Origin of the sequence: Streptococcus xiaochunlingii (assembly GCF_006385805.1) — a bacterium.
GTDB classification, from domain to species: Bacteria; Bacillota; Bacilli; order Lactobacillales; family Streptococcaceae; genus Streptococcus; species Streptococcus xiaochunlingii.
In genome coordinates this window covers 1,338,015-1,360,289 of the sequence record NZ_VFSG01000001.1, presented here as the reverse complement: position 1 = coordinate 1,360,289, position 22,275 = coordinate 1,338,015, and the positions used below count along the sequence as shown (strand labels likewise).

Genomic DNA, 22,275 nt, shown 5'->3' with positions numbered 1-22,275 from the left:
TGAATATGAAAAACCAAGAGAGCAAAGAGATCGAATTGGATGTGGTCTCCCTCTTTAAAACCTTATGGCGTCGTAAATTCTCAATTCTGATTACGGCCTTGCTATTTGCGATTGGTGCCCTAGGGTACAGCGCATTTGTGGCGAAGAAAATCTACCAAAGTACCAGTCGTATCTATGTGGTCAGCCGTCAGAACCAAGAAAACAATGCCTTGACCAACCAAGATCTTCAAGCGGGATCCTACTTGGTTAAAGACTATCGCGAGATTATTCTTTCTCAAAATGTCTTGAACCAGGCTATTGAAGAGTTGAAGTTGGAAATGACTCCAGCAGAGCTTGCTAAGAAAGTCTCAGTGGCAGTTCCAGCGGATACTCGGATTTTGTCCATCACAGCCTCAGACCCAGATCCACAAGAAGCAGCTCGTATCGCGAATGGATTGAAAGATGTAGCGGCCGAAAAAATTATCGCTGTAACCAAGGTATCTGACGTGACGACTTTGGATGAGGCTGTCGTACCGCAAAACCCTTCTTCACCAAATATTAAGCGAAATGTCGTTATTGGCTTTGTCCTTGGGGGTGTCTTGATTTCCATCCTGGTGATCTTGTCAGAGGTATTGGATGACCGTGTGAAGAAACCAGAAGATGTCGAAGAAGTGATGGGCATCACTCTATTAGGTGTGATCCCTAGTGTGAAGAAACTGTAAGAGGGAGAATTCATGGCAACCTTAGAAATTGTAAAAAGCAAATTAGCAGCGATGACTCAGGCTGAAGAGTATTTTAATGCCTTGAGTACCAATATTCAGTTGAGTGGGACCAATATTAAGGTCGTTGCCATCTCATCTGTGCAACCAAACGAAGGAAAATCAACCATTTCTACGAATTTGGCGACAGCCTTTGCGCGTGCGGGCTATCGTACCTTGTTGATCGATGCGGATATCCGTAACTCGGTCATGACAGGTGTCTTCAAGAGCCAAGGTCGTGTTGCTGGTTTGACAGAAGTACTTTCTGGGAAGAGTGAGATTTCGCAAGCAATTGCGACGACAGATTATCCAAAACTGGATGTGCTCCTGTCAGGGCAGGTTTCTCCAAATCCAACGGGTCTCTTGCAAAGTAAAAACTTCGAGGTCATCATTGAGGCGCTCCGCAATCACTATGACTATATCGTTGTCGACACCCCACCAATTGGGATGGTGATTGATGCGGCGATTATTGCTCAACGCTGTGATGGTAGCTTGATTGTGACAGCAGCAGGAGCTGTTAGTCGCAAGGCTGTTCAAAAGGCCAAAGAGCAACTAGAGCAGACGGGGACACCATTCCTAGGAGTGGTCCTCAATAAATTTGATATTCAATTAGAAAAATATGGTTCTTATGGTAATTACGGGAACTATGGGAACTATGGCAATTACGGGAAAAAAAGATAAAGAATAGGATCGGGATATTATGACAGAAGGAAGGGGATTTCACAAATTTGCTTTGGCCTTTGTCCAAAGCTTACCAGTCTTAGTTGTGGCTTATTTGTTTAGTTTTGTGACAGAGACAGAAATCCACTCTAATACAATTTTCTATCTGTATTTATTGCATTTCGTAGCCTTCTACGTCAGTGATTACAACCAAGATTACTTCAAACGTGGGCATCTAGTTGAATTCTTACAAACTTTGAAATACAGCTTGTGCTTCGCGTTAGCCATCAGTTTTTCGAGCTTCTTTTTGGAGGAGAAGTTCTCCCTCTCCCGCCGGGGGATGATTTATTTTCTGTTTCTTCTGACTCTTGTCCTTTATTTAATGAATTACTTCATTAAACGGTATTGGCGTCGCTTCTATTACAGTCTCAAAGGAAGTCACAAGATTCTCTTGATTACAGCGAATTCTCGTCTGGATAAAGTCCTGGATCGACTTCTTTCGTCCAATGATAGCGGAGGGGAAGTGGTTGCGGTCACTGTATTAGACCGGCCAGACTTTCAACACCCCTTTGTTCAGGTTGTTCCAAAGGAAGACCTGTTGGCCTATGCGACCTATGAAGTGGTAGATGAAGTATTTCTCAATCTTCCAAGTGAAGAGTATGAAATTGGGGAGTATGTTTCACAATTTGAGACCATGGGGATCGACGTTACCGTCAACCTCAATGCTTTTGATTTAAACTTTGCCGGCAACAAACGAATTCGCGAAGTAGCTGGCCTCAATGTTGTCACCTTCTCGACCAACTTCTACAAACCTAGCCATGTGACCGCGAAACGTGTAATTGATATATGTGGTTCTTTGGTGGGCTTGCTCCTATGCGGCTTGGTGGCGATTGTATTGGTGCCCTTGATTCGCAAGGATGGAGGACCGGCTATTTTCGCCCAAAAGCGGGTCGGGAAAAATGGCCGCTATTTCAAGTTTTATAAGTTCCGTTCCATGTATGTCGATGCAGAAGAACGGAAAAAAGAATTGATGGATCAAAACACCATGACCGGTGGTATGTTCAAGATGGATAATGATCCTCGGATTACGCCGATTGGTCGCTTTATCCGCAAGACCAGTCTGGATGAGCTGCCACAATTCTTTAATGTCCTAAAAGGTGATATGAGCCTAGTTGGAACCCGTCCTCCAACAGTGGATGAGTATGAGAAGTATACTCCAGAACAAAAACGTCGTTTGAGTTTCAAACCTGGAATTACAGGGCTTTGGCAAGTGAGTGGACGTAGCGAAATTACAGACTTTGATGAAGTGGTTCGCTTAGATGTGTCCTATATCGATGACTGGACCATCTGGTCAGATATTAAAATCTTGCTGAAAACGATCAAAGTTGTATTTAAACGAGATGGAGCGAAGTAGGAAATTCCTGCTTCGTCCTTTCCATGTAAGGAGAAAAATGAAACAGTCAGTTTATATCGTTGGTTCTAAGGGAATTCCAGCGAAATATGGTGGTTTTGAAACTTTTGTCGAAAAGCTGACAGAGTGCCAACAAGATCGAGAGATTCAGTACTATGTGGCATGTATGCGGGAGAATTCTGCAAAATCAGGGATTACTGCAGATACTTTTGAACATAACGGCGCAATTTGCTACAACATTGATGTCCCTAATATCGGTCCTGCACGTGCTATTGCTTATGATATTGCAGCTCTCAATAAAGCTATTGAAATCGCAAAAGAAAACAAGGATCAAGCCCCTATCTTCTATGTTTTGGCATGTCGGATCGGCCCTTTTATCGCTGGTATCAAGAAGAAAATCAAGGCGATCGGAGGGACTCTGATGGTCAATCCGGATGGACATGAATGGCTTCGTGCGAAATGGAGTCTTCCAGTCCGTAAATACTGGAAGTTTTCTGAACAACTCATGGTTAAAAACGCCGATCTTTTGATCTGCGATAGCAAGAATATCGAGGCTTATATTCAAAAGGCTTACACTAAGTATCAGACACAGACGACCTATATCGCTTATGGAACGGATACAAGCAAGTCTATCCTGAACAAAGAGGACGAGAAGGTACGGACGTGGTTTGCAGATAAGCAAGTCTCCGAAGGAAACTACTATCTTGTCGTGGGGCGTTTTGTACCGGAAAACAACTATGAAGCCATGATTCGTGGCTTTATGCAGTCAAACTCCCAAAAAGATTTTGTTCTGATTACCAATGTAGAACAAAACAAGTTCTATGAACAGTTGCGTAAGGATACAGGATTTGATCAAGATTCTCGAGTGAAGTTTGTTGGGACGGTCTATGATCAAGAATTGCTCAAATACATTCGTGAGAACGCCTTCGCTTACTTCCATGGTCATGAGGTAGGTGGTACTAATCCATCCCTTCTTGAGGCTCTTGAGTCTACTAAACTCAACCTCTTGTTAGATGTTGGCTTTAACCGTGAAGTCGGTGAAGACGGTGCACTCTATTGGAAGAAAGAACAATTGGCAAGTGTTATTGATCAGACTGAACAATTGGACGCTCAAGCAATCGAAGATCTCAATCAAAAATCAAGTCAACGGATTGCGGAAGCCTTTACTTGGGAAAAGATTGTCACAGACTACGAGAAAGTATTTAAAGGTTAGAAATGCAGAAAATATTATATCTCCATGCTGGTGCCGAAATGTACGGTGCTGATAAAGTGTTGATGGAGCTCATTAAAGGATTGGATAAAGATGCTTTTGAAGCTCATGTCATCTTACCTAATGACGGTGTCTTAGTGGGTGCTTTAGAAGAGGTCGGTGCTAAGGTTAAAGTCATTGATTACCCAATATTACGCCGAAAATATTTTAATCCAAAAGGAATCCTTGAGTACTTTGGCTCTTATAACCGTTACTCCAAACAAATTGCTCAATATGCCAAGGAGAATGGGATTACCCTTGTTCACAACAACACCACAGCGGTTCTTGAAGGAATTTACCTCAAGCGGAAGTTGAAACTTCCTTTGATTTGGCATGTGCATGAAATTATCGTCAAACCAAAAGCCATTTCAGACTTTATCAACTTTTTGATGGGGCGCTATGCCGATACGATTGTGACAGTTTCAAATGCTGTAGCCAACCACGTCAAGCAGTCTCGTTTTGTAAAAGATGATCAAGTTCAAGTCATCTATAATGGTGTTGACAATGCTGTCTATCAGATGATGGATGCCAGTGCTGTCCGTGACCAATTTGGGATCGTGCAGGATGCTTTGGTCATCGGAATGGTTGGTCGAGTGAATGCCTGGAAAGGGCAAGGGGACTTCCTGGAAGCTGTTACTCCAATCTTACAAGCCAATCCCAAATCAGTAGCCTTTTTAGCAGGTAGTGCATTTGAGGGGGAAGAGTGGCGCGTGGATGAGCTGGAAAAAGCTATTTCAGACTCACCAGTAGCTGGGCAAATCAAACGAATTGGCTATTATAGCAAGACGACAGAACTCTATAATATGTTTGATATCTTTGTCTTGCCAAGTACCAATCCAGATCCATTACCAACAGTCGTGCTAGAAGCCATGGCTTGTGGCAAACCAGTAGTCGGTTACCGTCATGGTGGTGTCTGTGAGATGGTCAAGGAAGGCGAAAACGGTCTTCTTGCTACACCGAATCAGCCTGGAGAATTGTCTAAGGCTATTCAAGAATTAGATGACAATACTGAGAAGAGAAAACAATTTGGTGAAGCATCTGTCAAACGCCAAAAAGAGTTATTTTCGTTGGAGAGTTATATCAAGAATTTCTCAGATTTGTATAAGATATAGAAAATTAAGATTATGAATAAAATAGATTTTGTTGTTATTTGGGTAGACGGTGGGGATCCTGTTTGGCAAGCTAAAAAGGCTGAATACTCTAAGTCAATAGATACTTCAAAAAAAAGTATGAATTCGATCAAGGCTTATCGTGATTGGGGAACCTTTAAATACTGGTTTAGAGGGGTAGAAAAGTTTGCTCCTTGGGTCAATAAGGTCTATCTCGTTACTGACCAACAAAAACCGTCTTGGTTGAATATTACTAGCGAAAAATTGGTTTTAGTCGATCATTCAGATATCATCCGTAAGGAATATCTACCTGTTTTTTCTGCGAATCCTATCGAGAGCAATATCCATCGAATTCCTGGACTCTCTGAACATTTTGTGTTTTTTAATGATGATGTTTATCTAACAGCTCCAGTTGAACCAACGGATTTCTTCTCAGAAGACGGTTTGCCAAAGTATAATACAGCCTTATCACCGATTGTCCCAGAACGTTACGGTACGGGGCATTTCCAAGTAAACGATATGGAAATTGTAACCAGTTATTTTAGTAGGGACGAGATTCTTAAAAATGGCAAATTTTTATCTTTCAAGCAAGGCTTAAAAAATATCGTTAAGAGCCTACTCTATAGAAATAGTAAATTTATATGTGGTTTTTGGGAAAATCATTTGACTCATCCCCTCTTAAAGTCGACCATGGAGTTGGTATGGGAGAAAGAAACTGCCATCTTGGAGAAAACATCGGCTAGTCGGTTTAGAAATCCATCTGATACAAACGTTTGGCTTTTTAAATACTGGCAGATTGCAAGTGGAGAATATGAAGTCGCAGATCCTGACTTGGGAGGTTTGTTCTCTCTAGATAATGCGGATTCTGATTTTTGGAAACTATTGAATTCTGGAAAATATAAAATTATGTGTATCAATGATGGTTTCAATGTTCAGGACGAAGAGAAAGTAATGGTGGACTTTATAAAAGCCATGAATCAACTTTTCCCAGAAAAAAGTTCATTTGAGATTTAAATATCTAACTGAGTAAGAGAAAGAAAAGAAAATATGATTTCGGTAATTGTACCCATTTACAATGTGGAGGCCTATCTTCGCTATGCTATGGAAAGCTTGGTCAATCAAACCTATAAAGATTTTGAACTTATCTTAGTTGATGATGGTTCCACGGATGATTCTGGGAAACTATGCGATCAATATGCAAGTGAGTATGACTGGGTATCGGCATATCATAAAGAAAATGGTGGTCTGTCAGATGCTAGAAACTATGGTGTAGCCAAAGCCAAAGGAGAGTGGATCGTTTTCCTAGATCCAGATGACTATTTCGAACCTTGTGCCCTTGAGCTTTTGATGGAACTTCAGAAACAAACAGGCGCTCGTATTGTCGCAGGGAAAGGCAATGATACTTACGATCATGAATCCTACCAAAATTATCAATTAAATGAGGAAATATTATCGAAAGCTATCCTTCTTTCTTCTGAAGAAACATTAATAGAAATGCTATATGGTAAAATGGCTACAGTCTCTGCCTGGGCTAAACTCTTTCCCAAAGATATTGTAGAAAAATATCCTTATCCAAAAGGGAAAATCTACGAAGATTTATATGTAATTAGTGACTACTTGAAAGAAGTGGAATCAGTTTGCATTATTGATTTAGGTATCTACCATTATTATCGTAGACCAAATAGTATTACTCTATCAAACTTTAACAGTAAGCACTACGATTTTTATCATTCTATGAATCATTTGGAGGATGTTGTCAAGAAGGACTATTCTGATAATATAAACCTTGACGATGCTGTCATCGCTCGTTTATTCATTGGTAGTCTTCACATTTTCATTTTAATAACTGATTCTTCTAAAGAGGAAATAACTCGAATTCAAAGAAAAATTCATCCATACCTAGGTAGAGTTATGAAAAATAAGCGGATTAGCCTGAAAAACAAGGCAATTTACATGATGTTATCTTTGACTCCGGGTTTGTATTATCGTTTTAAAAAATTAAAAAAGTTTCAGTAAAATATGAGATGCTTGAGATTAGAAAAGGAAAAAAATGTCAAAGATAGAACGCGATAAACTGTTAGTGGCAGTGGTTCTAATATTAGTTGTATCTATGGACATGCTTAACACTTCGATGTTAGCATCTCTCTTGCCTCGTATCCCTAATGTTATTCCCTTTTTAGGAGTTCGTTTTCTTTATTTTAAAGAGTACTCTTTGACTTTTCTCATCTTTGCGCCTCTCTTGTTTCTGGTAGGATGTATGATTTACTTTAAGACTGGAACCCTGAATGCTTCGATGTTTATTTTTCTAATTATTGTTCTTTACAAGGTCGAATATGAGAGTGTTCTTAAATTATATGCAGGATTAGGTTTATTCTTTGTTCTGTTGATTGTTTTTCTTTCTGCTATTGATATTATTCCTAATTTACAATTTGTTCAATACAGATCTACTGGTATCGTGGTTCGGAATTCTTTTGGTTTTATTTATCCTACAGACTTTGCCTCTCATTGTTTTTATATCTATATGGTTATTTCCTATCTTTATAGAAACAAGTTTATCTTTCAAAGAACTTTTTCGGGTTTAGCCTTAGCAGGATTTGTTACTCATTTTTGTGATGCACGTTTGAATGCAGGTTCTATACTAGCAGCAACAGGAATTTTTCTATACTTTTATTATCGTAAACACATCAAATTGTTTTTGAAACCTATGAATTGGGAGAAGATGTTCGTTTCAATCGAACTGTATACGAATGTCTCAATAAAATCGTATTCTCACAAACTTGTTAATATGTCTATATTTCGGGCAGGGGGCTCTTCTGCTATGGGATAGTATAATCCTAATCGAATGAAATATCAACTGGAAAAATTAGAGAAAGTTAACCAGCTGATGTCAATATGGGGCATTCATGATGAACAATTTGTTGATCAAATAAATCTCTTATTCTAATGAGTAATATTCAAAATATTTCAGTTCAAAAAAACACCTCTTCTTTTGAAACGGCAATATTTTGAAGAATTGTGTGTAAACAAAGAGATGGTTATTTTGACAAAAAAATACTCCTTTTATCAATCTTTTCGTTAGATTCTCACTTAATTATAGAATGCATCGTACGGTGATTTTTCTAAAAAAATACAGATTTTAATCAAAAGGGTAAGTTCAATTCTTTGATATTTGATAAAAGAGAGTTGTAAAGTTTTAAATATTTTTAATTATATGATTGAAAGGGTTGGATGACTATTGTGATGAACAATCGTACTATATCAGAAAAAATTTATTTAATCACCTTATTTATATGGGTTGTTGTCACGTCATTAGTCACAACTACTTATTTTATTAGATTAGAGGGCTCCTTATCATTGTACAGGATCGTCCTCTATTTCACAATTGCTATGATTCTGATAAAAGAGTTGGTGAATCTTCCAAGAAGCTTGTATCACTTTAGATTTCATTGGGAACAACTGTTAATAGCAGTATTGTTCATTATTTCTATGTTTATAGTTGCAAAAAATCGAGAGGGGTTACTTGATTTAAATGTTCTTTTACTTGTTTTTTCTGCTAGAGATATAGATTTCAGAAAGTTATTAGGAACTTTCTCTTTTGCCACATTTCTAGTCCTTGTTTTGACGATTTTTGCTAGCAACATGGGCGTGATTTCGAATATGTTCATGAGGGCAGATGGTGGCTATCGTTTTAGTCTAGGGTTTAATTATGTTTCGTTTGCTTCACAAAGATTATTTTTTGCATTGTGTAGTTATCTGATGTTTCGTGGGAAAAAAATTTCTTACATGGAATTACTTTCCTTGCTTTTTGCCACGATTTATATGTACCAACAAACTTCGACAACTAGTCCATTTTACTTAAGTATTTTAATACTTACATATGCGTTGTTTAGTCTGAAAATCATAAAAAAAGACTTTATTATTGGACACTTCTGGATGAAAACAATAGCAAAATATGGTTTTATTTTGGCTTTAATCATTACCTTATATTTCTGTTTTTATTCATCTGGGAATTTATTCCATTTTGTAGATCAATTTACACATAATCGGCTACGGTTAAGTGTAGAGGGCTTCCGCAATTTTGGAGTATCTTGGTTAGGACAACATATTAAGTTCACACTCTTAGATATTTTCGGGAATTTTACTAGTAATTATAATTTCATAGATAGCTCGTTTGTGCAGTTGTTGGTTATTGATGGCTTAATCGTAAGTGCCTTCATGTTGTTGACTCTTACTAAAGTTATGAAATATTTTGTAACCATTCGAAAAGATATCGTACTTGCCTGTTTAGGAGTAATGATTATCCATGGCATGTTTGACCCTCAAATGTTAGTTCTTCGATATTCTCCATTGATCTTATTTATCAGTCGTTTATTTATCATGAATTCAGATAATGAAATTGAATAAAGAAGATTAAACGATAATTTAACAGGAAGGCAAAGTTTTCTATATTTATGAAAGTGCTTAAAAACTACCTCTACAATCTATCCTACCAACTCTTAGTCATCGTCCTACCAGTCATTACAACCCCCTACATCACTCGGGTCTTCTCGTCGGATGCTTTAGGAACTTATGGCTACTATAATTCCATTGTGACTTATTTTATCTTGCTAGCAACGCTGGGTGTGGCCAACTATGGGACCAAGGAAATTTCGGGGAACCGTAAGGAAGTAGCTAAGACCTTCTGGGGGATCTATAGTTTGCAGGTACTGGCTACTTGCTTAGCAATTAGTCTCTATATCATAGTATGTCTCTTGGTTCCTTCCATGAACAATCCAATTGCTTATATTTTAGGCTTTGGTTTGTTATCTCGTGGTTTAGATATTTCTTGGCTCTTTCAAGGACTTGAAGACTTCAAAAAGATTACCGCTCGAAACACCATGGTCAAACTTCTAGGGGTTGTTTCAATCTTTCTTTTTGTAAAGAAACCATCTGATTTATATTTGTATATAACTCTTATAGTTGTCTATGATTTATTGGGTCAACTGAGTATGTGGCTTCCTGCTCGTGAAAACATTCGCAAACCTCATCTGGATTTGGTCTATGCCAAGCAACATATCAAACCGGTAGTCCTCTTGTTTTTACCTCAAATAGCAATTTCACTTTATATCACGCTAGATCGTACTATGCTAGGAGCCTTGTCTTCTACTAAGGATGTAGGGATTTACGATCAAGCTCTTAAACTGATAAATATTTTGTTGACTTTGGTAACTTCACTGGGAAGTGTCATGCTTCCACGAGTTTCTAATCTTCTTTCATCTGGAAATAAAAAAGCAGTTAACAAATTACATGAAATGTCTTTCTTGGTTTATAACCTTGTTATTTTTCCAATGATTGCAGGGATTTTGATTGTCAACAACGACTTTGTTCAATTTTTCTTGGGACAAGATTTCCAAGATGCTCGTTATGCGATTGCCATCATGGTCTTTCGGATGTTTTTTATCGGATGGACTAATATTATGGGAATCCAGATTTTGATACCTCATAATCGAAATCGTGAATTTATGCTATCAACAACCATTCCAGCTATTTTTAGTGTAGGCTTAAATCTCATCTTGATACCGCCTTTAGGCTATATTGGAGCTTCAATCGTTTCTGTTGTAACAGAAGGTTTAGTCTGGCTTATCCAACTATACTTTACAAGTGACTATCTAAAAGAAGTCAAGATTCTTCCATCCATGCTAAAAATACTCCTAGCAGCATTCCTGATGTATGGTGCTTTGTATTTTATAAAAACTTTTATCAACTTCTCATCTGTTGTAAATGTATTGATATGTTCTGTACTTGGCTTCCTAGTCTACGGAGGCTTGGTTTTAATCTTAAGAATCTTGGATTTTCAAGAACTAAAAAGTATCATAAAAAAATAAGGAGAGATTATGTACGATTATCTTATCGTCGGAGCTGGTTTGTCTGGCGCAATCTTTGCACACGAAGCTACAAAACGTGGTAAAAAAGTAAAAGTGATTGACAAGCGCGATCACGTCGGTGGGAATATCTACTGTGAAGAAGTTGAAGGGATCAATGTTCACAAGTATGGTGCCCATATTTTCCATACGTCCAACAAAAAGGTGTGGGACTATGTCAACCAGTTCGCTGAGTTTAACAACTATATCAACTCACCGGTGGCTAACTACAAGGGCAGTCTTTACAACCTTCCTTTCAACATGAATACCTTCTACGCTATGTGGGGCACTAAGACTCCTCAAGAAGTCAAGGATAAGATTGCCGAGCAAACGGCTGACATGAAAGATGTTGAACCGAAAAACTTGGAAGAACAAGCCATCAAGTTAATTGGTCCAGATATCTATGAAAAGTTGATCAAGGGCTATACAGAAAAACAATGGGGACGCTCTGCAACAGACCTTCCACCATTTATCATCAAACGCCTCCCAGTTCGTTTGACCTTTGATAATAACTACTTTAATGATCGTTGCCAAGGGATTCCAATCGGTGGATACAACGTCATCATTGAAAACATGCTGGGCGATGTAGAAGTAGAGCTTGGGGTTGACTTCTTTGCCAATCGTGAAGAGCTGGAAGCATCAGCGGAAAAAGTAGTCTTTACAGGGATGATTGACCAGTACTTTGACTACAAACATGGGGAGTTGGAATACCGCAGCCTGCGATTTGAACACGAAATCTTGGATGAGGAAAACTATCAAGGCAATGCCGTGGTCAACTATACCGAGCGTGAAATTCCTTATACTCGGATTATCGAGCACAAGCATTTCGAATATGGAACCCAACCGAAGACAGTCATCACCCGTGAATATCCAGCTGACTGGAAACGTGGAGATGAGCCCTACTACCCAATCAATGATGAAAAGAACAACGCCATGTTTGCCAAGTACCAAGAAGAAGCTGCTAAAAATGACAAGGTTATCTTCTGTGGCCGCCTAGCAGACTATAAATACTACGACATGCACGTGGTCATTGAGCGTGCTTTGGAAGTCGTTGAGAAAGAACTTGGAAGCATATAGAGATAGGTCTAGTGAAGGGGAGAAAAGTGAGATATTATCTGAAAGATTCATTTCTGCATAATCAACATGAAAAGAATGCAGGAAGTAAGGCGCGAAATGACGTGGAAGCCATTCTGATTTCAGAAGGGTATAAGGGATTAGAGATTAAGGTTAACAACTGGTATCAGATGAATTTCTTTAAGGCCCAACAACACAAATATAGTGCAACTAAATCTGTGTTTGATCAACTAGGTTTAGGGGATGAATTGGTCATTCAGTTTCCAATTATCCATCATACATTTTTGATTGCACAGCTCATCAAGCAGGCACAAAAAAGGGGAGCGAAATTCTATCTCTTGATTCACGATATTGAAACCTTGCGCCATGCAGCAGGCTCTGAAGTGAAATTGAGACATAAATTGAGAAACTATTTCCAAGAGAAGAAAGCTATGATGTCTGTGGATGGGATTATTGTTCATAATGACATCATGAAGGGCGTTTTAGCTAATCAAGGATTTCCAGTTGATAAAATGGTTAGTTTAGAGATTTTTGATTATTTGATTCCAAATTTTCAAGAAAAGTCTCTTCCTCAAAAAGAACAAGCAATCATTGTTGCTGGGAATTTAAACCCAACAAAATCAGGCTATCTATATAGTTTGCCAGAGAATCATGCCTATAATCTCTATGGGGTTGGGTACGATGAAAGTCGTGCTTTGAATAACATCACTTACTTTGGTGCCTTTATGCCTGATGATCTACCGGCAGCTCTAGAAGGTAGTTTTGGCTTAGTGTGGGATGGGGATAGTTCGGAAACATGTCAGGGTACTTACGGCAACTATCTGCGTTTTAACAATTCTCATAAAGCTTCTCTTTACCTAGCAGCAGGTTTTCCTCTGGTTGTTTGGAAACAATCTGCCCTCTCACATTTTGTCTTAGAGAATGGCTGTGGGATTGCAGTAGAGTCTCTCCATGATTTGAAGGATACAATCGACAATCTTTCAGATACTGATTACCAAGACTTGGTGGACAATGCTAAGCGTGTTGGCGAGGAAATTCGAGATGGTCACTACCTAAAGATAGCCTTAACCCATTTAAAATGAGAGTAAAAGAAGTTCGTTTGAACTTCTTTTATATTCTCCAAAAAAATAAAACTAATTTTAAAAAAGCCATCATAGAACTTTTCATCAATGATGCCGTATGGTAAAATGGTAAAAGTATAAAATTTATATACAAGAGAAGGTTAAATGAAAAAGAAAGATCTTATTTTTTATGCGGGAGCAGCAATATTGATGGCTGCATCTACTCAAGGAGTAAGTGCAGATGAGCTGGTTTCCAAAGAAACTGCTATTACTGAAGGCAAGCAAGTGCAAACTGAAAAAGCACCAGAAGTAGCCGTTTCTGAAAAGACCGCAGCACCTATCGTAAGCAACTACGTTGCACCAGCAAATGTGACCGAACAGTCTGTGGCTTCTACGAGTACTACTACTGTTTCGGAAAGTAGTACACCATCTGTAGAAAAATCTACAGAAGTAGCGCCTACTGAGAAGACAGAAGAAACTCCTCTTCAGTCTGATGCAGGAAGCACCACTTTTTTCAATACGGGTTCAAACGCTCCAGCTAGTCGCTCTACGGATGTGGCAGTTCAGCCAAAATCATTCGTTGATGTGAGTAGCCACAACGGAGAGATTAGTATTGGCGACTACCGTACCTTAGCTAATAAGGGCGTAGGCGGTGTCGTTGTCAAATTGACAGAAGACACTTGGTACAAGAACCCGAATGCGGAGAACCAAATTCGCAATGCACAAGCTGCGGGTCTGCAAGTATCGACCTACCACTTCTCTCGCTATACTTCTGAAGAAGCGGCGCGTGCAGAAGCACGATTCTATATTGCGGCAGCACAACGTTTGAATCTTCCAAAGAATACTCTTATGGTCAATGACTTTGAAGATGCTAAGATGCAGTCAAATATCAACCGCAATACTCAAGCTTGGGTGGATGAAATGCGTAAAAATGGCTACACCAACTTGATGTTCTACACTAGTGCCAGCTGGTTGGATGAAAACAACCTTCGCAAGAAAGGTCCTGTCAACACTGCTCACTTTGGTCTTCAGAATTTCTGGGTTGCCCAATATCCTTCTCCGAAACTATCTGTAAATGATGCGAAAAGTTTGCGTTACAATGGAAAAGCTGGCGCATGGCAGTTCACTTCTCAGGCGGAATTGCTTCCAGGAAAGCACTTCTTTGACCACAGTGTAGACTATACCGGTCGCTTTACAGCGAATGCAAAACCTGCAGCTGATCCGACAGAAGGTACCTTAAGCGGTAAGATCAGCATTGTCAATAATGATACAATGGCGGGTCGCTTTAATGTTGTAGTCTCAAATGTTAAGGCGCCAAATGGAGTTCGAACAGTGTCTGTACCAATCTGGTCAGAAATAGGTGGTCAAGATGATCTTGTTTGGTATACAGCCAACCGTCAAGCAAATGGGACCTATACCGTCAATGTAAAAGCGTCGGACCATAAAAACTCAACCGGTCTTTACAATATCCACCTTTACTATGTTCAGAACAATGGACAGATGACGGGTGTTGGTGGAACCGTGACAAATGTTTTTATTGGAAAACGACCAGAGGATTTAAAACCAAGTGGCACCGTAACGATTGAGAACAACAACTCAAGTACAGGCACCTTTGATGCAGTAGTTCGTAATGTAGTATCACCGACTGGCTTGAAAGAAGTTTTAATTCCATCATGGAGTGTAGCAGGAGGTCAGGATGATTTAATCTGGCATAAGGCCACTCGTCAAGCTGATGGTTCCTATCGAGCAACGATCAAGGCAAGTGACCACAAGAACTCAGTTGGACAGTACCAAGTTCACGTTCATTATATTGATCAAGAAAATAAGCGCCGTTATGTTACAGAGACTGTTGTAGAAGTTCGTCAATCTAAGCCGCAAGGGATGCTTTCGATTGAGAACAACAACTCAAGTACAGGCACCTTTGATGCAGTAGTTCGTAATGTAGTATCACCGACTGGCTTGAAAGAAGTTTTAATTCCATCATGGAGTGTAGCAGGAGGTCAGGATGATTTAATCTGGCATAAGGCCACTCGTCAAGCTGATGGTTCCTATCGAGCAACGATCAAGGCAAGTGACCACAAGAACTCAGTTGGACAGTACCAAGTTCACGTTCATTATATTGATCAAGAAAATAAGCGCCGTTATGTTACAGAGACTGTTGTAGAAGTTCGTCAATCTAAGCCGCAAGGGATGCTTTCGATTGAGAACAACAACTCAAGTACAGGCACCTTTGATGCAGTAGTTCGTAATGTAGTATCACCGACTGGCTTGAAAGAAGTTTTAATTCCATCATGGAGTGTAGCAGGAGGTCAGGATGATTTAATCTGGCATAAGGCCACTCGTCAAGCTGATGGTTCCTATCGAGCAACGATCAAGGCAAGTGACCACAAGAACTCAGTTGGACAGTACCAAGTTCACGTTCATTATATTGATCAAGAAAACAAGCGCCGTTATGTTACAGAGACTGTTGTAGAAGTTCAGAAATCAACTCCGACTGCTACGATTACGATCCAAAATAATAACAAGGATAATGGCACTTTCGATGTCATTATCAGTAATGTCTATAGTCCTAAAGGTGTACGTACTGTTCAAGTACCAACTTGGTCTGAGGTAAATGGTCAGGATGATTTGACTTGGTATGAAGCGACTCGTCAATCCGATGGGACTTACAAGGTAAGCGTGAAGGCTTCTGACCATAAGTTTTCGACAGGTACTTACCATGTCCATTTGTACTATATCCAGGGTGATGGTAGTCAGGTTGGTGTTGGTGGCACGACGGTGCAGGTAGAGAACCGGAACTTTGTAACTAGAAATCAGCTCTATCTGAAGCATATTTCTGCAAAAGATGCAGATGGTCAGTTAGGTCGAGTTCTAAAGGCGGCATCAAGCTTGATTGGCGTTGAGACTGGATCTCCAGAGCACCTTAAATTGGTCAGAGATTACAATAGTGTTCATCCGTTGCCAGTAGGTTATCCTGTGAAAAATACAGATGATTGGTGCGATGTGTTTGTCACAACTGTCTTCCAACGCGAAGGGCTTAGTCATTTGATTGGTCGTGAGTGTGGGGTGGAACGCCATATCCAAATCTTTAAACATCTAGGTATTTGGAATGAGAATGGGGCTTCTACACCGAAGTCAGGTGATATCATTACCTTTAACTGGGACCAAGACTCTCAACCGAATAATGGATTTGCGGATCATATTGGAATTGTTGAATACGTTGAAAATGGACTGATTCATACAATTGAAGGAAATTCCGGTTATGTTGGAACCGTAAAACGCAATGTTTACCGTATCGGACACGGGAATATCCGAGGCTTTGCTACACCACGTTATAGATAACAAGCAAGTATCTCGGCATTTTTGCCTAAGTACTTTTCTATAATAGAAAGATAACCAGCTCTGAAAGAGGGCTGGTTTTTTGTATTCTTTGCGGACTTGACAAGAGTGCTAAGTACTGGTATCCCCATCTCCTTGATTAGCTTGGTATTAGCCTTTGTACTACAAGCGGCGGAGCTTATCTCCTTAAAAAGAAGAAAAAATAAGCGCAAGGCTTGATTAATCTTGTCTAACTAATCGAGAGTATAGAAGAGGCACCTAGGGGCCTCTTTTTTGTGTGATAAAAAATACAAAAAATCCTTGACAAACTAAAAAATTAGCGTTATCATTAACTAGTTAATTAACTGTTTAATAAACCAATTAAGAAAAAGAAAGGATTTATACATGTTGGGGAGGAAACTAAGAGCCTTAGGAATTGGATTCATCTGTCTCTTGTTGCTAGTAGCTTGTGGAAGCCAGAGAAGTTCGGGAGCTGGCTCAACTAAAAAGGGTCTCAAAATTGTGACGAGTTTTTATCCTGTCTATTCTCTAGTTAAGGAAATTTCAGGCGATCGCAACGAGGTCTGGATGGTTCAGTCTGGCGCTGGGATTCATGATTACGAACCTTCGGCCAAGGAGACAGCCCAGATATATGATGCGGATGTCTTCGTCTACCATTCTCAAACACTCGAATCTTGGGCTGGACGTCTAGATCCTAGCTTGCAAGACTCGAAACTGCGGGTCATCGAAGCCAGCAAAGGAATGGAATTGGATAAGGTCGCTGGCTTAGAAGACATCGAGGATACGGAAGGGAAGGATGCTAAACACTTGTATGACCCTCATACCTGGATGGATCCACTGAAAATTGCCGAAGAAGGGAAGATCATCGCCAAAGAGTTGGGAGACATCGATCCAGAAAATAGAAGTTATTATGAGGCCAATGCCCAAAAGCTTGAAAAACGCTGTGAGGCTTTGGTGGCTAAATACCAGCCTCTCTTTGAAAAAGCGACACAAAAGACCTTCGTAACCCAGCATACAGCCTTCTCTTATCTAGCCAAGCGCTTTGGCTTGAAACAATTAGGAATCGCAGGGATCTCGCCTGAGCAGGAACCAACAGCCCGTCAATTGGCTGAGATTCAGCAGTTTGTCAAGGACTATCAAGTTCAAACCATCTTTGTTGAGAAGCATACCTCGTCCAAGGTGGCCGATAGCATTGCCAAGGCGACAGGAGCAAAAGTGAAGGTTTTGGATCCTCTCGAAGCAGATCCAGAAAATAACAAAGATTTCTTGGAGAACCTAGAAGAAAATATGGCTAGTCTAGCGAAAGAATTACAGGAGTAAGTAGAAAGAATGAAGAAAAAAGGAACAATTGGATTAGTAGCAACATTAGGTCTGGGTTTATGTGCCTATGCCTTAAGTCAGCAAGCACCAGTCAAGGAAGACAAAAAGAGTCAGAATCAGGTGCAGTATTTACAAGGAGACAAGAAAAAGTCAGCTAGCAAATCAAACAAACAGGAAGAGAGCATTGAATCCGTCAACTCGAAGGAAAAGACCCAGGCAGAGCAGATTGTGGTTAAGATTACTGACGAGGGCTTTGTGACTTCCCATGGAGATCATTTCCATTACTACAATGGCAAGGTCCCTTACGATGCGATATTTAGTGAGGAGTTGATTTTACGGGACCCCACTTACCAACTGAAACAATCAGACATTGTCACACAGGTACGAGATGGCTATATTATCAAGAAGGATGGGACCTACTACCTTTATCTAACCGATCCGCAACATACGCTGAATGTCCGTTCGGTGGAGGAAATTGCCAAACAGAAAAAAGGAGAGCTGGTTTCAGGTTCGAAAGATAGCGTCCAAAATGCTGGGCAAACTCGTGATTTTAGTCAGCCAAGTCAGGCCCTACGAGAAGGGAAAACAGTAGCAAGTCTAACAGCAGGTGCCAAGCCAAGTCAAGGTGGCTACCGGACAGATGATGGCTATGTCTTCCATCCTGGGGATGTGATTTCTGATACCGGGGATGGCTTTATCGTTCCTCATGGTGGCCATTACCACTTTATTCCGAAGAGCGCCTTATCAGCTGGAGAATTAGCTGCTGCCTTATCTATCTTAAATGGTAGAGGAGGGAAAAATGAGGTAAAACCTGTATTGCCTCCTTCTATCCAGTTGACTGCACCGGTTAATCCGAATCAACCGATTCCAGCACCTGTCACTCCAGCGCTCTCCACTCCTCTTCCCCATCCAACAGTGACGACAGAAGGGCGAAGTCTGGAAAGCCTACAGAAAGAGTTGCAGCATACCCCGCTTTCAGAGCGCCATGTTGAGTCGGATGGTTCTGTCTTTGATCCAAGCAAAATCACCAAATGGACAGAGCAAGGAGTGGTGTATCCGCATGGGGATCACTTCCATTTTATCCCTTATAGTGTGCTTTCGCCTTTAGAGCGGGAATTGGCACGCCAGTATCAAGTCCTCAGGTCTCAAACTGGGACTGTAGCGACAGAAGAAAAGCCAACTCAACCTTCAAGCCCAGACACAAAACCAGTTGATCATGACCAGGACCACGAGAAGGAGGATCCTCATCACAAGCATGACCATGAGGAACATGAAGCCGATCATGATCATCATCATGAAGGCGAACATGATCATGGTTTCCATGCAGATCAGGTCATCAGCAAGGATGACGAGGGCTATATGGTCGCTCACGGGGACCATGCCCATTACTTCTACAAGAAGGATCTCTCACCTCAAGAAATCGCAGCTGCAGAGGCAGTATTAGCTGGTAAGAAGGAAGAGGACAAGGGGCAGCCACTGACAGATGATGTGGCGACCTATTCGCGCGATGCTTCGGATGAAGAAAAAATCCAATACATTAGCCAGACCTACGGCGTCCCTCGGGAAGCTATCAAGATTTCCAATGGTTTCTTTGTCTTTAACAATCCAGACCAAGAATACGATCCAACCCATATCCATCCTTATGCAGTTCGGAAGGAACATGTCCGGATTCCACTTGAAACAGGAAATCCTGAGCTAGACTTTATCAACGAGCTTTATGCAACAGCGCTTCGCTCTGGTATTTCCCCTTATACGATGCAAATCGAGAATGGTCAGTTTGTCATCCCGCATGGGGACCATAACCACTATATCAAGGTGCGCTCAGCAGGCTTGGCGGACTACTTGGCTCACCGTCTGCCGACCATCCAAGCAGCTTACCAGAAAGGTGACTTGGATCAGAAAGCTGTAGAGGACAAGGTCAACCAACTCCTAGCAGAAAGTCGGACTTTGTACGCTTCAGACCCTCTGCAACAAAGACGGATTGAGTTGAACTTGGGTCAATTCTTAGAAACTGTTAAAAACTTCCCAAGCAATTCAACAGCAGGCTATTTGGCCAGTCTTGAGCAAGTTGACAAGGAATATATCCATGCGACCCAGGAAGTCAAACCGAAAGAAGAAACAGCCTTGGACCGTCGCTACCAAGAATTGCTTGAACAAGTTCGCTTGTTAGATACCGAAGCCTTCCAACTCAAGAAAGAAAGCCTCGTTTCTCAGTTGCAGGAAGCCTATACGGCCAAGGATAGCCAACGATTGGAGCAAGAAGGAAAATTGTTGCAGGCCATTCAGGAGATGCAAGATCGGACCGGTGTGACTTCGGTGGACTACCTCAAGTATTTCTACCAAAGTTTAAGCGATGCGCGCTTGACACCAGAATTGCGGGCGACAGCAGCGGACCTTGCTTTGAAGCTTTACCGGGCTCAGGCCTTTGAAGAAGCTTGGGACTCAAAAGCCCATTTCATGGAACTCTACCAAGCCAAGCAAGCCATTGACCAACTAGTGTCTCAGGAAAATGCTCCAACCTATCCAATTGAAAAAACAGTTCTGGATCAAAAGGGAGCAGATGCTCCATCCTATAATCTAGCTGTTTACGACTTCCTCAAGGGGGTCTATGGTGACCTGGATGAAAAGACAGAGTCTCGTCAACGCTCTAGTCTCTTGACAGTACTTGTAGAACAAATCACCTCTCTTTTGCCACAAGTAGAAGAAAGCAAACGTCCTGCCTTTGAAGAACGTTTGGAACAGGTGCGCCAAGAGCCAGATGCTGACACGGCTTTGACAACTGGGAAAACTCTTTTGCGTGAAGTTGGTGAAACGATTGAACAACAAAAGCAAAAGAAAACAGAAGAACCTCAACTTGGAGACGTAGCCCTCTATCAAGAGATTTATAACCAGTTGATCGCTCTCCACCAACAATTGGTCGAAAAAGGAGCCAGTGATGCTCAGTTTGAACGCTTGGAAGCCCTCTTTGATCAACTAGCTGATCCGAAGAGCGACAAGAAAGCCTTGCTACAGGCGATTCAAGCCCTTCGAGATGATTTGCTAGCGGCGCCATCGACAGCAGTGGCGGAAGCAGACAAAGCAACCCCAGCCCCTCAAAGTCCTGCCACGAGTGATCCTAACCTGAATAAGGAAGAAGCTTCAGATCCTGCTCAGACTCCATCTCCAGAGTCAGAAAACACAGAAGTCAGCCCAGTCGCAAGTGAAGAAACGACGGACTAGGACCTATGTAGAAATAACAGAAAAGAGAGTGGGACAGAAATCGGTAATTCGTTAGAATTCGATTTCGTCGTCCCACCTCCGCACAGTTGAGTAGGGTTGTAAAAGCTGATGAAATCAGCGCAGTAGAGCCCACTCAACCACTGCGTCTTGATCGATAATCCAAAGACAATTGAGAGGCTAGGACTTTTGTCCCAGCCTCTTTTAGATGTAGACAATCTTTATTTTTACATAGAATAGCTAGATGATTTTCTAAAATGACTTTGTCTTCACACTGAAAGCTTCTTCTAGTCCACTAGATTAGAAACATCAGTCGCTTGGCTCTATGGAGATGTCTGCTCTTTTAATCCCTTTTCAAAACTTGCAGAAGGAGCCTCGACTTGAATTTTCTCTAAGGTGAAGGGATGGGTGAGCCGCAAGCGGTGGGCATGGAGCATGAGGCGAGGAGCTCTTTCGGGGTTGTAGAGCGGATCTCCCACAATCGGATGGCCATGGTGAGAGAGGTGGACGCGGATCTGGTGGGTGCGACCTGTCTGGAGCTGGCAGTTGACCAAGCTGGTGCGTTTGAAAGTCTTTAAGCTGGTCACATGGGTTTCTGCATAGAGGCCCTTTCGAGGATCAACAATGCGTTTGCGTCGATCGTGGCGATCTCGTCCCAATTTGTCCTTATAAACCAGCTTCTTTTTGGGTAAGCTGCCTAGGATTAAGGCCCAATAGTCTCGTTGGATTTTCTTGTCTTCTAGCAGTCGATTCAGGACGGGTAAAACAAAAGGATTCTTGGCAAAGACAAGAGCCCCGCTAGTCTCCTTGTCTAAGCGATGGACTACATAACAGGTCTTCCCGACATAAGTAGAGACATGGTTGAGAAGGGCGATTTCATCTGGTTGATTGGCGTGCGTTTTCATGCCTTCGGATTTGTTTACGATGATGAGATGCTCATCTTCATAGAGGACTTGGACCAGGCTAGCATCTCCTGCTAGGATCTCCTTTTCTTCATAATCTTCCGGATCAAAGGTGAGGGTCAGTTTGTCTCCAGCCTCAAGCATCGATTGCCAATGAACAGTCTCCCCATTGACTTGGACATGTTTTTTGGTTCGCAAAAAATGACGAATCTTTCGTGGGATGAGAAAATAATCTTCTAGGGCCTCTTTGACCGTCATAGCGGGCAAGGCGCTTGGTATCGTTATCGTATAATGCAT

General features: G+C 41.1%; 15 protein-coding genes and 1 pseudogene. 15 read left to right on the top strand and 1 reads right to left on the bottom strand.

Annotated elements, in window-relative coordinates; genetic code table 11:
• Positions 1–5 precede the first annotated feature (5 nt).
• The 15 genes and pseudogenes from FJR71_RS06790 to FJR71_RS06725 all read left to right on the top strand — a co-directional run.
• Entirely contained in the window at positions 6–701 is a 696-nt protein-coding gene (locus FJR71_RS06790) for a Wzz/FepE/Etk N-terminal domain-containing protein (protein WP_048690221.1), read from the top strand.
• A gap of 12 nt (positions 702–713) precedes the next feature.
• Positions 714–1,418, top strand: a complete 705-nt coding sequence (locus tag FJR71_RS06785) for a tyrosine-protein kinase (RefSeq protein WP_048690219.1) — start codon at positions 714–716, stop codon at positions 1,416–1,418.
• Positions 1,419–1,437: 19 nt separating this feature from the next.
• Positions 1,438–2,811: a sugar transferase gene (locus tag FJR71_RS06780; protein WP_048690217.1), complete on the top strand. Its 1,374-nt coding sequence runs from the start codon at positions 1,438–1,440 to the stop codon at positions 2,809–2,811.
• A 37-nt stretch (positions 2,812–2,848) separates the two neighbouring features.
• Positions 2,849–4,021: a beta 1-4 rhamnosyltransferase Cps2T gene (cps2T, locus tag FJR71_RS06775; RefSeq protein ID WP_140814382.1), complete on the top strand. Its 1,173-nt coding sequence runs from the start codon at positions 2,849–2,851 to the stop codon at positions 4,019–4,021.
• 2 nt (positions 4,022–4,023) lie between these two features.
• Positions 4,024–5,169 (top strand): glycosyltransferase family 4 protein, encoded by a 1,146-nt coding sequence (locus FJR71_RS06770; protein WP_061564481.1) that lies wholly within the window; start codon positions 4,024–4,026, stop codon positions 5,167–5,169.
• Positions 5,170–5,181: 12 nt separating this feature from the next.
• Positions 5,182–6,180 carry a Stealth CR1 domain-containing protein gene (locus tag FJR71_RS06765; RefSeq protein ID WP_061564480.1) on the top strand — a complete coding sequence of 333 codons (999 nt, stop codon included), beginning with the start codon at positions 5,182–5,184 and terminating at the stop codon, positions 6,178–6,180.
• A gap of 33 nt (positions 6,181–6,213) precedes the next feature.
• Positions 6,214–7,182 carry a glycosyltransferase family 2 protein gene (locus FJR71_RS06760; RefSeq protein WP_140814381.1) on the top strand — a complete coding sequence of 323 codons (969 nt, stop codon included), beginning with the start codon at positions 6,214–6,216 and terminating at the stop codon, positions 7,180–7,182.
• A gap of 34 nt (positions 7,183–7,216) precedes the next feature.
• Positions 7,217–7,993 (top strand): hypothetical protein, encoded by a 777-nt coding sequence (locus tag FJR71_RS09985; protein ID WP_061564478.1) that lies wholly within the window; start codon positions 7,217–7,219, stop codon positions 7,991–7,993.
• 401 nt (positions 7,994–8,394) lie between these two features.
• Positions 8,395–9,570 (top strand): polymerase, encoded by a 1,176-nt coding sequence (locus FJR71_RS06755; RefSeq protein WP_172605106.1) that lies wholly within the window; start codon positions 8,395–8,397, stop codon positions 9,568–9,570.
• Between the two features lie 47 nt (positions 9,571–9,617).
• Positions 9,618–11,030, top strand: coding sequence for a flippase (locus FJR71_RS06750; protein WP_061564477.1), 1,413 nt, complete (start codon positions 9,618–9,620; stop codon positions 11,028–11,030).
• Between the two features lie 9 nt (positions 11,031–11,039).
• Positions 11,040–12,143, top strand: coding sequence for a UDP-galactopyranose mutase (gene glf, locus FJR71_RS06745; RefSeq protein ID WP_048690202.1), 1,104 nt, complete (start codon positions 11,040–11,042; stop codon positions 12,141–12,143).
• Positions 12,144–12,169: 26 nt separating this feature from the next.
• Entirely contained in the window at positions 12,170–13,222 is a 1,053-nt protein-coding gene (locus FJR71_RS06740) for a glycosyltransferase (protein ID WP_140814380.1), read from the top strand.
• Between the two features lie 144 nt (positions 13,223–13,366).
• Complete coding sequence (locus FJR71_RS06735) at positions 13,367–16,543, top strand: GBS Bsp-like repeat-containing protein (protein WP_140814379.1); 3,177 nt, start codon at positions 13,367–13,369, stop codon at positions 16,541–16,543.
• A 381-nt stretch (positions 16,544–16,924) separates the two neighbouring features.
• Positions 16,925–17,860, top strand: coding sequence for a metal ABC transporter solute-binding protein, Zn/Mn family (locus FJR71_RS06730; RefSeq protein ID WP_048689092.1), 936 nt, complete (start codon positions 16,925–16,927; stop codon positions 17,858–17,860).
• 9 nt (positions 17,861–17,869) lie between these two features.
• Positions 17,870–20,939: pseudogene (locus tag FJR71_RS06725) on the top strand (pneumococcal-type histidine triad protein); the annotation flags it as partial.
• A gap of 460 nt (positions 20,940–21,399) precedes the next feature.
• Here the strand turns inward: FJR71_RS06725 and FJR71_RS06715 are convergent.
• Positions 21,400–22,275, bottom strand: coding sequence for an RluA family pseudouridine synthase (locus FJR71_RS06715; protein WP_172605105.1), 876 nt, complete (start codon positions 22,273–22,275; stop codon positions 21,400–21,402).

Coding starts and splice junctions, on each gene's coding strand:
- FJR71_RS06790 (WP_048690221.1), top strand. CDS start 6: ATGAAAAACCAAGAGAGCAAAGAGATCGAATTGGATGTGGTCTCCCTC.
- FJR71_RS06785 (WP_048690219.1), top strand. CDS start 714: ATGGCAACCTTAGAAATTGTAAAAAGCAAATTAGCAGCGATGACTCAG.
- FJR71_RS06780 (WP_048690217.1), top strand. CDS start 1,438: ATGACAGAAGGAAGGGGATTTCACAAATTTGCTTTGGCCTTTGTCCAA.
- cps2T (WP_140814382.1), top strand. CDS start 2,849: ATGAAACAGTCAGTTTATATCGTTGGTTCTAAGGGAATTCCAGCGAAA.
- FJR71_RS06770 (WP_061564481.1), top strand. CDS start 4,024: ATGCAGAAAATATTATATCTCCATGCTGGTGCCGAAATGTACGGTGCT.
- FJR71_RS06765 (WP_061564480.1), top strand. CDS start 5,182: ATGAATAAAATAGATTTTGTTGTTATTTGGGTAGACGGTGGGGATCCT.
- FJR71_RS06760 (WP_140814381.1), top strand. CDS start 6,214: ATGATTTCGGTAATTGTACCCATTTACAATGTGGAGGCCTATCTTCGC.
- FJR71_RS09985 (WP_061564478.1), top strand. CDS start 7,217: ATGTCAAAGATAGAACGCGATAAACTGTTAGTGGCAGTGGTTCTAATA.
- FJR71_RS06755 (WP_172605106.1), top strand. CDS start 8,395: ATGACTATTGTGATGAACAATCGTACTATATCAGAAAAAATTTATTTA.
- FJR71_RS06750 (WP_061564477.1), top strand. CDS start 9,618: ATGAAAGTGCTTAAAAACTACCTCTACAATCTATCCTACCAACTCTTA.
- glf (WP_048690202.1), top strand. CDS start 11,040: ATGTACGATTATCTTATCGTCGGAGCTGGTTTGTCTGGCGCAATCTTT.
- FJR71_RS06735 (WP_140814379.1), top strand. CDS start 13,367: ATGAAAAAGAAAGATCTTATTTTTTATGCGGGAGCAGCAATATTGATG.
- FJR71_RS06730 (WP_048689092.1), top strand. CDS start 16,925: ATGTTGGGGAGGAAACTAAGAGCCTTAGGAATTGGATTCATCTGTCTC.
- FJR71_RS06715 (WP_172605105.1), bottom strand. CDS start 22,275: ATGCATTATACGATAACGATACCAAGCGCCTTGCCCGCTATGACGGTC.